Source organism: Pseudomonas sp. CK-NBRI-02 (assembly GCF_008124495.1).
GTDB classification, from domain to species: domain Bacteria; phylum Pseudomonadota; class Gammaproteobacteria; order Pseudomonadales; family Pseudomonadaceae; genus Aquipseudomonas; species Aquipseudomonas guariconensis.
Genome location: NZ_VSJH01000006.1, coordinates 279,974 through 289,077, shown reverse-complemented (window position 1 = coordinate 289,077; position 9,104 = coordinate 279,974). Strand labels below are relative to the sequence as shown.

8 protein-coding genes are annotated in these 9,104 nt (G+C 52.9%); 5 read left to right on the top strand and 3 right to left on the bottom strand.

Annotated features, from left to right (window positions below):
• The first annotated feature begins 27 nt into the window (after positions 1-27).
• From DQ397_RS05865 to DQ397_RS05850, 4 genes are all read left to right on the top strand, one after another.
• Positions 28-1,269 (top strand): glycosyltransferase family 4 protein, encoded by a 1,242-nt coding sequence (locus DQ397_RS05865; RefSeq protein WP_043206574.1) that lies wholly within the window; start codon positions 28-30, stop codon positions 1,267-1,269.
• Positions 1,270-1,277: 8 nt separating this feature from the next.
• Positions 1,278-2,225 carry an NAD-dependent epimerase/dehydratase family protein gene (locus tag DQ397_RS05860; protein WP_043206572.1) on the top strand — a complete coding sequence of 316 codons (948 nt, stop codon included), beginning with the start codon at positions 1,278-1,280 and terminating at the stop codon, positions 2,223-2,225.
• 64 nt (positions 2,226-2,289) lie between these two features.
• Positions 2,290-3,309 carry a glycosyltransferase family 4 protein gene (locus DQ397_RS05855; protein WP_043206571.1) on the top strand — a complete coding sequence of 340 codons (1,020 nt, stop codon included), beginning with the start codon at positions 2,290-2,292 and terminating at the stop codon, positions 3,307-3,309.
• A gap of 91 nt (positions 3,310-3,400) precedes the next feature.
• Positions 3,401-5,389, top strand: coding sequence for a nucleoside-diphosphate sugar epimerase/dehydratase (locus tag DQ397_RS05850; RefSeq protein ID WP_043206570.1), 1,989 nt, complete (start codon positions 3,401-3,403; stop codon positions 5,387-5,389).
• 38 nt (positions 5,390-5,427) lie between these two features.
• On the opposite strand, the gene DQ397_RS05845 is transcribed toward DQ397_RS05850, so the two are convergent.
• The 3 genes from DQ397_RS05845 to DQ397_RS05830 all read right to left on the bottom strand — a co-directional run bounded on the left by DQ397_RS05845 (position 5,428) and on the right by DQ397_RS05830 (position 8,512).
• On the bottom strand, positions 5,428-6,300 hold the full coding sequence (locus DQ397_RS05845) for a hypothetical protein (protein WP_148921507.1): 873 nt from the start codon (positions 6,298-6,300) through the stop codon (positions 5,428-5,430).
• A 58-nt stretch (positions 6,301-6,358) separates the two neighbouring features.
• Complete coding sequence (locus DQ397_RS05840; RefSeq protein WP_043206569.1) at positions 6,359-7,540, bottom strand: site-specific integrase; 1,182 nt, start codon at positions 7,538-7,540, stop codon at positions 6,359-6,361.
• Between the two features lie 420 nt (positions 7,541-7,960).
• Positions 7,961-8,512, bottom strand: a complete 552-nt coding sequence (locus DQ397_RS05830; RefSeq protein WP_043206568.1) for a hypothetical protein — start codon at positions 8,510-8,512, stop codon at positions 7,961-7,963.
• Between the two features lie 272 nt (positions 8,513-8,784).
• Here DQ397_RS05830 and DQ397_RS24685 point away from each other — a divergent pair, with 272 nt between their 5' ends.
• Positions 8,785-9,084: a hypothetical protein gene (locus DQ397_RS24685; protein ID WP_043206567.1), complete on the top strand. Its 300-nt coding sequence runs from the start codon at positions 8,785-8,787 to the stop codon at positions 9,082-9,084.
• Positions 9,085-9,104 lie beyond the last annotated feature (20 nt).

Here is a 9,104-nt window from a genome sequence, read left to right as displayed (position 1 = left end):
ATACCCACACAAGGTTTATCGAGTTTCATGAACGTCTGGTATGTGCATCCCTACGCTGGTGGCCCTGGAGTCGGTCGTTACTGGCGACCGTATTATTTTTCCAAATTCTGGAATAAAGCAGGGCACCGTTCGGTGGTCATCTCCGCCGGTTATCACCATCTACTTGAGCCGGATGAAAAGCGCACTGGGACAGCCGACGTGAATGGGACCGAGTACGTCTATGTGCCGACCTTGCGCTATCTGGGGAATGGTTTGGGCCGAATGTTGTCGATGCTGATGTTTGCCGTGATGCTGTTGCCATTTTGCATCGGTCAGGCGTTCAAACGGGGGCGTCCGGACGCGATTATCTACTCCTCGCCCCATCCATTTGGCGTAATCAGTTGCTGGTTGGCCGCTCGACTGCTCCGGGCGAAATTCGTATTCGAGGTGCGCGATATCTGGCCCTTGAGCCTGATTGAGTTGGGCGGGCTGAAAGCCAGCAACCCCTTGGTGCGCGTTACCGGCTGGATCGAGCGGTTCGCTTATGCTCGGGCTGACAAAGTCATCAGCCTGCTACCCTGCGCTGAGCCTCATATGGCTAGCAAAGGGCTTGCGGCTGGTAAGTTCATGTGGGTCCCGAATGGTGTAGACAGCAGTGACGCCCAGCCTGATCTGGCCGTGCATGAGAGTGGTTTCGTTCAGCATGTGAAATCACTTAGGGCACAAGGTACCTTCGTCGTGATCTATGCGGGCGCCCACGGCGAACCCAACGCACTCGAGGGGTTGGTGCGTTCCGCCAAGTTGCTGGCCGAGCGTGAGGCTGATGTCAGGATCATCTTGGTGGGCAAGGGCGAGCGCAAAGAGCAGTTAAAGGCAATTGCCTCGCAGGACGCCAGCGGCTTGGTGGAGTTTTTCGAGCAGCAACCCAAGGAAGTGGTGATGGCTGCTCTCAAGCTGGCGTCGGCGGGTTACATCTCTCTCAAGTCTGAACCGATCTTTCGCTTTGGCGTCAGTCCCAACAAATTGTGGGATTACATGCTGGTCGGCTTACCCGTCATTTTTGCCTGCAAAGCTGGAAATGATCCGGTGGGGGACTATGACTGCGGTGTTTCTGCCGACCCGGATTCTGCAGAAGATATTGCAGCTGCTATATCTTGCCTCTTGCCGCTGAGCGCGGATGAGCGCCGGGCGATGGGGCGTAGGGGGCATGATGCGGTGCTGGGGCACTACACCTATGAGAAGCTAGCGCGCAAGGTCGTGCAGGGGCTTGGCAGTGGAAGGCCAGAATGAAAAAAATCATGATTACCGGGGCTTCTGGGTTCGTGGGGTCGGCCTTGTGTCGTGAACTAGTGAGAGCCGGTCATGGCGTGGTTGCAGTTGTGCGGCGGATCGAAGAACGATTGCCCGAAGTTACGTATATTGAAACCGATCTTTCCGATCCCACAGCATTTGTCGATGGCTTTCCGGCCGTGGAGTGCATCATTCATCTGGCCGGGCGCGCGCATATGCTGGATGACACGGCTGCTGACCCGCTAACGGCGTTCCGTGAGGTCAACCGAGACGCGACCATTCGATTGGCCTGCCGTGCACTTGACGCCGGGGTAAAGCGTTTTGTGTTTGTCAGTTCTATTGGTGTAAACGGTAACAGCACTTCTCAGCAGGCCTTCATCGAGGATTCGCCGGCCAGGCCGCATGCCCCCTATGCGGTTTCAAAATATGAAGCGGAACAAGAGTTGATGGCGTTGCTCGAGGGCAAGGGTATGGAGCTTGTTATTGTCCGGCCACCTCTGATCTACGCCGACAATGCTCCTGGTAACTTCGGCCGTCTACTGAAGCTTGTTGCGAGTGGTCTACCGTTGCCGCTGAGCACCGTCAACAATGCACGGAGTCTGATTTCCCGTAGGAATATAGTTGATTTTCTCGTCCTGTGCGCTGAACACCCCCGCGCCGCAGGTGAGTTGTTCTTGGTCGCTGATGGGGAGGATGTTTCCACAGCGCAGATGATAATGGCTCTGAGAGAGGGCATGGGCAAGCGCCCACTTCTGTTTGCCTTCCCGGTGGGGTTGCTTAGGCTCGCACTACTCATGTTGGGCAAAGCTGCAATGTATGAACAACTCTGTGGCTCTTTGCAGGTCGATGCCTCCAAGGCATATCGTTTGCTTGGCTGGCAGTCCAGCGAAAACACTCTCGAAGGTTTGCGAAAAGCTGGCCGTGAATACATCTCCCGCCAAAAGGCTCGCGGATGACTGCCGGTGCATCGAAATACCTGACTGGTAAATGCGCCGAATTTGAACAAGGGTTTCCATTCTGATGATGATCTGGACGATTGCCTGCTTGGTGGTCTTGTCGTTTTCGTTCGTTGCGACCTGGGCGTTGCGTCGCTATGCACTGGCGAGCAAGCTGATAGACGTGCCGAATGCCCGTAGCTCCCATACGCAACCCACTCCAAGGGGAGGAGGTGTGGCGATTGTGCTGGCTTTTCTGGCGGCATTGGTGTGGATGCTTTCTACCGGCGGGATTGCTGACGGCTGGGGCGTAGCCTTGTTGGGGGCTGGCGCAGGTGTGGCACTACTCGGTTTTTTGGATGACCACGGGCATATCGCCGCACGTTGGCGGTTACTTGGGCATTTCTCGGCTGCGGTATGGATTTTGTTCTGGACCGGTGGCTTTCCTCCCGTTGACATGTTTGGCCACACCGTCGAATTGGGATGGCTGGGCCATATTCTGGCGTTGCTGTACCTTGTCTGGATGCTGAATCTCTATAACTTCATGGATGGGATTGACGGCATCGCCAGTGTCGAGGCCATCGGCGTGTGTGGGGGAGGTGCCTTGGTCTATTGGCTGACAGGCCATGCGATGCTGGCAGGTATTCCATTATTGTTGGCCTTTTCGGTAGCCGGATTCCTGATCTGGAACTTCCCTCCTGCGCGCATTTTCATGGGGGATGCCGGGAGCGGCTTTCTGGGTGTGATCATTGCCGCTCTGGCGCTACAGGCTGCCTGGTCTGGCCCGTCGTTGTTATGGAGCTGGCTGATACTGCTCGGAGTCTTTGTGGTGGATGCTACCTACACCTTAATCCGTCGATTGGGTCGGGGTGAAAAAGTCTATGAGGCACACCGCAGTCACGGATACCAGTTCGCCTCGCGTCGTTACGGTCGCCATTTGCCGGTTACGCTAGGTGTCCTGGCCATCAACACCCTATGGTTGCTGCCGCTGGCCGTTGCGGTAGCGCTGGGGTGGATGAGCGGATTGTTTGGCATCTTGATTGCCTATGTGCCACTTTGCCTTTTGGCGGTTGTCTACAAGGCAGGTACTGTGGAAAAGCCCTAATGCGCGTGCCTGCTGTAAAGTGACAAAATTAATTCTCCCGCCACGCTAGGACGGGGACGAGTGAAATGTTCATGTGAGGTTGAGTCGGGCAATGGATAAATTGAGATCACGGATGTTGTCACTGCCGCGTCGCTATAAGAGGGCGATACAGGTGGTCACCGACGTCTTCCTGGTCTGGATCGCGATGTGGCTGGCATTTGTCGTCAGGCTCGGCATCGAAGAGATCAACCCCGTGTTCACCCATTTATGGTTGTTTGCTGTTGCGCCTATCATTGCGATCCCGATTTTTGTTCGCTTTGGCATGTACAGAGCGGTCATGCGCTACTTTGGTAACGATGCACTCATTGTCATTTTTAAGGCCGTGAGTCTGTCAGCGCTCGTCCTAGCATTAATCGTGTATTGGTACAGCAATCACAAAATTGTTGTGCCACGCTCAATCATCTTCAATTATTGGTGGCTCAGCCTCGTCTTGCTCGGCGGGTTAAGGTTGATAATGCGCCAGTATTTTCTCGGTGATTGGTTTGCTGCGACTCAGCACGTACCGTTCACCAATCGTGATAACGGACTACCAAAAGTGGCCATCTATGGTGCGGGTGCTGCTGGCAACCAGTTGGCGGTGGCGTTGCGCATGGGGCGAATGATGCAGCCAGTGGCGTTCATCGATGATGATGAAAGTTTGGTTGACCGTGTGATTTCTGGATTGCAGGTCTTTCGTGGCAATGATGTGCAACGGATGATTGATCTCACCGGAGCAGATGAAATTCTGCTGGCAATCCCCTCGGCCAGTCGTGCCCGTCGTAGAGAAGTGCTTGGGTATCTTGAAAACTTTCCACTCCATGTTCGCAGCGTGCCTGGTTTCATGGACTTGGCTAGCGGTCGAGTCAAGGTGGATGATATCCAGGAAGTTGACATTGCCGACCTGTTGGGGCGTGATGCCGTGCCGGCACAAAGTGAGTTATTGGCCCGCTGCATCACCGGTCAAGTTGTAATGGTTACAGGTGCGGGTGGTTCGATCGGCTCTGAGTTATGCCGCCAGATTCTATCGTTGCACCCCCGCACCTTGCTATTGTTCGAGCACAGTGAATTCAATCTCTACAGTATCCTGAGTGAGCTTGAGCAGCGCGTTAACCGCGAAGCCTTGCCGATACGGGTATTACCGTTCCTGGGGTCGGTGCGCAACCAGAAGCAGCTTTACGATTTGATGTGCATGTGGCACGTAAATACGGTCTACCATGCCGCAGCCTATAAGCATGTTCCCATGGTGGAGCACAATATCGCCGAAGGTATTCTCAATAATGTCATGGGGACGTTATGCACGGCCCAAGCTTCGCTGCAGGCGAATGTTGAGAATTTTGTGCTAATTTCTACCGACAAGGCTGTGCGCCCCACTAATGTGATGGGGAGTACGAAACGTTTTTCGGAACTTGTCCTCCAAGCGCTGAGCCGTGAAGTCGCCCCGGTCCTCTATGGAAATGCGCTCAATGTAGCCAGTGTCAATAAGACCCGTTTCACTATGGTGCGTTTTGGCAATGTCTTAGGGTCTTCTGGTTCTGTAATTCCGCTGTTTCACAAGCAAATTAAGGCAGGTGGGCCACTCACCGTCACGCACCCGAATATCACCCGTTATTTCATGACCATTCCCGAAGCGGCTCAGCTTGTCATCCAGGCTGGGTCCATGGGGCAGGGGGGGGATGTATTCGTGCTGGACATGGGCGAGCCAGTGATGATCGCCAGGCTTGCGGAGAAAATGATTCATCTGTCTGGGCTTAGTGTAAGGTCTGAAAAGAACCCGCACGGTGACATCGCGATTGAGTTCACCGGTTTGCGTCCAGGTGAAAAACTTTATGAAGAGCTGTTGATTGGCGATAATGTTACCGCCACTCCGCACCCAATGATCATGAGGGCTGCAGAAGATTTCATCAGCTGGGAAGTGCTAAAGAGTAAATTGGATTCGTTGCTTACAGCTTTGTCAAATGAAGATTTTGGGCGTGTGAGGCAGATTTTGCGTGAGACAGTGAGTGGATATAACCCGGATGGAGATATCGTTGACTGGGTCTATCAACAACGGCGGCTCGAATAAGGGATAAGGAATCCGCCATCCCAAGGATGGCGGATTTTTTATTGCTGAGGGAAATGAGCGTCTTTATTTCGCTTCAAGAAGCTTTCGAGGTTGGTTGTGTTTCGTATTACAGATGCTTCTTTTACCTTTACCTCGAATTCGGCGGTGTTAGGTTTGGTGTAGAATCTAAACATAATTTTCGCAATATGCTTGTCTAACTCTGCGCCATTGTTGAAGCCTAGCTTATTGAATATGACAATATTGTCACGTCCTGCTTTAAGAATCGGGTAGTAACTCGAAGCCCTAGTTCCATTTTTTCCTTCCAGAATAATACCAAGCTGTGAGTCTCTGGTCGTGTGAATTATGAATGCAACTTGCTCAGCACTTGATACGTCTCGATTGATGTCGAACGTGGCTCTGGCTTCACCCGCCTGAGCATTTTCGCCTTGGGCGGGAGATACTTTTAGTATATTTTCTTCTGTCAGTGTTCCCTGTAAGGATGCAGTCGGCGACAGAGTGATGATGTCCTCGCTGAATGAATTGAGCGTCTTGAATTCGGTTTGCGAATATATCTCTACTTGTACGTTGCTATGTACTGAAACATCGCAGCGTTCGGGGGTTTTACTGACTGGAAGTCTTAGAATCATGCGCTCAGCAAGTGGCTTTTTGCTATAAGCATCACGATTTGTGATTGATACTGTTTTCCCCTTAACCTGGCAATCGACGGTGACAGGGTAAGTGTCTGTCCAGTATGCATTAGGCGCACCTATCATCGAAAATTGGATCTGCAATCCTGTCGGCGTTTTTACAAGATGGAGCGGATAGGCATTCTTGAATACGTTGGCTCGTCGCTGTGCGGGTTCTTTATATGCTTCGTCGCCTGTGAGCGCAGCCATAGCTCTGAATTGAGCAGTTTCAATGAGACTGTACAAAACGGCACGTAGGGCGCCATTCACAGAGGCTTACGGGACGCCCTAAAATAGCCTGTACCTATTCTGTACCAATTATACGAGCCTCAAGCTTGTCCAGCTCTCCCCAGTCCCCTGAGGAGCCAATCCATTTTGCGTAGGTAGACAAAAGTATCTGGACATTGTGGCCAAGCTGGCCAGCGATGAAAGCGGGCGCCATACCGGCCATGAGGCACATGGTTGCATAGGTGTGCCTGCAGTTGTACTGGGGGCGGTCTGGTAGCCCAAGAGCTTTTAGCGCGACTTTGAAATGGTGACCCGGGACTGTAGGCCATTTTATATATTCCGCAGCGCTAGATGGCTGGAATACAAATGGCGAATCGTGCACCATTTTTATCTTTCTTTTCGATCGTTCCTGCTTGAAGTTTTTAATGAACTCAAGCGCACCAATTGCTCTACTGTTTAGCATAATTGTACGCGATTTCTTGGTTTTTGTCCGTTCTTCAACTGAACCTCCTGAGATAATCCTACAGATGTATGCGGTTCTCTTTTCGAAATCAATTTCGCTCCATTTAAGAGCCATGATTTCGGCAGTTCTCATTCCTGTATAGAATGCTAGCTCAAAGAAGGCTCCGAAGATCTTTGCTCGATCCTGAAGGTTATCATACATCCAGGCAATTATTTTATTTGCCTCCTCGGCCGAAAATGCCTCTACCTGTTTATTGCTATTCTTTGGAAGCTGGATTGGATCTGCTGGGTTCTTCTCCAGAATTCCATCAATAACAGCTGCTTTTAACAGTCTTTTCAAGACGGAGATGGCTATCCTTTTGAGTGATTGACTCTTCCAGCGCGTTTTCGCTATTTTTTCCCGAATTAGTAAGGTGTTAATAGAACTTATTGGTCTTGTTGCGAAATGAGGCATCCAGTAGAGGTTCAGCTTTATTCTATAGTTTTCTCTTGTTGGCTTGACTACTTCAAGTCTATCTAGCCATGACTGAGCGAATTCGCTGAATGTCAAGTCATGGCTTGATGTGACATACGTCGTATTTGGGAAAAGCTCAGAATAAGTCTGATCCGTTAAAACCCCGAGTTTCGATAGACTAATTACCTTAGTACGTAGATCGGATGCTGTTTTGACGCCCTTGGCGGTTTGCGGGAGCGCAAGGGTCTCGGATCTACGAGTTCCGTTGATAGTAAAACGGATCCTGATTGACTTCCCGATGAACTCGACTCCAGTGGGTAGCCCCAGTTCCCCTCCAGCCATGCTTCATATCTCCTGATGCTATAGAAAATTCTGCTGTCGATTTTTTTCCAAACACCCTCTGGGATGACGCCCCTGACTCTCTTCCCCTCAAGTGCCCGCTGAGTAATACCGATCAGCTCTGCCATTTTTTTCTCCGGGACCTTGTCTGATACATAGGTCAATGGCTGTCTATCTTCATCTTGCATACGGTTCTCCTGGCGCAGCTTCAAGCCACAAAGCTCTGCCCAACCCGGGCCGCCTTAGCGCCTTCCTGGGTCCTGAACATGAGCTGTGTTTTGTTGGTCCGGCCAAACGACCGGTATTCGACATCACCCACCAGTGGCCGAACTTGCGGTATGGATGGCCCAGTAGTTTCGTGATGAGGCAGGAAGACTTGTTCATGGGATGGTCTCCACGCCGCCGGTGGCGGCAGGTTGGTGGTCAGGCCAGCAGCACGTCGCGCACGACTTCCCAGAGTCGGGCGGCGGGCCATTGGTAACGGTCGAAGTCCGTGTCCGGCTTGACGCCGTAACGGCAGGTGGAGTGGGCGCCGGCGGGGTACTCGCCGCGCTTCTGCATGATGGTGGCCACTCGTCCGTCACCGCCTGGCTCGGTCCGGTGGTACTCGTAGGCTCTGGTGGTGTACACATCGCCCGCGGCAATGATGCATGTCGAGTGGTGCACCATGTTGGCCCTGCCGTCCGGGGTCCACGGTCTACCGCCGCCAGCCTGACGCGCGCCCTCGTGCAGATAGAGAACGAATTCACCGTCATCCAGGCGGCGCATGTCGTAGCAGTGGTTGATCTGTTTCCCGACCAGGATCCGCGAAACGAAATTGAAGCGATGGTCGTGGATGGCCGAGTGCTCGAAGCAGCTGCGGCGGGGCAGTTCTGGGTGCCACACGTGTAGGCGCTGGTCGCCCTGCAGCTGCACCTGGACGAAGCCCAGGCCGTGGAGCGTGATTTTGTCCGTCATCACGTCGTCGATGATGATGGCAATAGCTCTCCATGCCCGCGCATGTCGGCGGGCTTGAGTAGTTGTGGGAGGGGTTACTTGATGCGGCCGGTGAGCCGTTGGCGCCGAGAAAGGTGCCTTGGCCGCTATATCGCGGCAGTAAGTTGTACAAGTGATTGATATTAGTACAAGAAAATCGGCCGGCGGTCCGATTCATTCCTCAAATCGCGATTCCAAGATTGCGGGCCGCCTCGCTTTCGCTATGGTGAGATTTCACCTTTCGCATACAACTAAAGTCGTAGGAGGCCGACATGAGGATTCGCGGTGAGGTTTTCTGGGAGTGGGCTGATCCAACGCTCCACCACCGTACTCACGACGAGACCCTCAGCGATGGAACGCACATTGATGTACAGGTGCGGCTGTCGCGAACGGGTAATACGCAGATGTTCATTGGGGTATATGCCTCGACTGGCATGGCCCTTCATGAGGAAGCATTTGATTCCCGTCCAGGCGAATCCATGACCAGGGCTCTGGCCTGGGGAGTGGGTCGGGCTCGCCGGATCGCCACCGATACCCAGCCGAAATTCGATAAGGTCGCCTGCTCGAAATAGAGGGGTTAGAGTGTCTGGAG

Coding starts and splice junctions, on each gene's coding strand:
- DQ397_RS05865 (WP_043206574.1), top strand. CDS start 28: ATGAACGTCTGGTATGTGCATCCCTACGCTGGTGGCCCTGGAGTCGGT.
- DQ397_RS05860 (WP_043206572.1), top strand. CDS start 1,278: ATGATTACCGGGGCTTCTGGGTTCGTGGGGTCGGCCTTGTGTCGTGAA.
- DQ397_RS05855 (WP_043206571.1), top strand. CDS start 2,290: ATGATGATCTGGACGATTGCCTGCTTGGTGGTCTTGTCGTTTTCGTTC.
- DQ397_RS05850 (WP_043206570.1), top strand. CDS start 3,401: ATGGATAAATTGAGATCACGGATGTTGTCACTGCCGCGTCGCTATAAG.
- DQ397_RS05840 (WP_043206569.1), bottom strand. CDS start 7,540: ATGGCTGGAGGGGAACTGGGGCTACCCACTGGAGTCGAGTTCATCGGG.
- DQ397_RS24685 (WP_043206567.1), top strand. CDS start 8,785: ATGAGGATTCGCGGTGAGGTTTTCTGGGAGTGGGCTGATCCAACGCTC.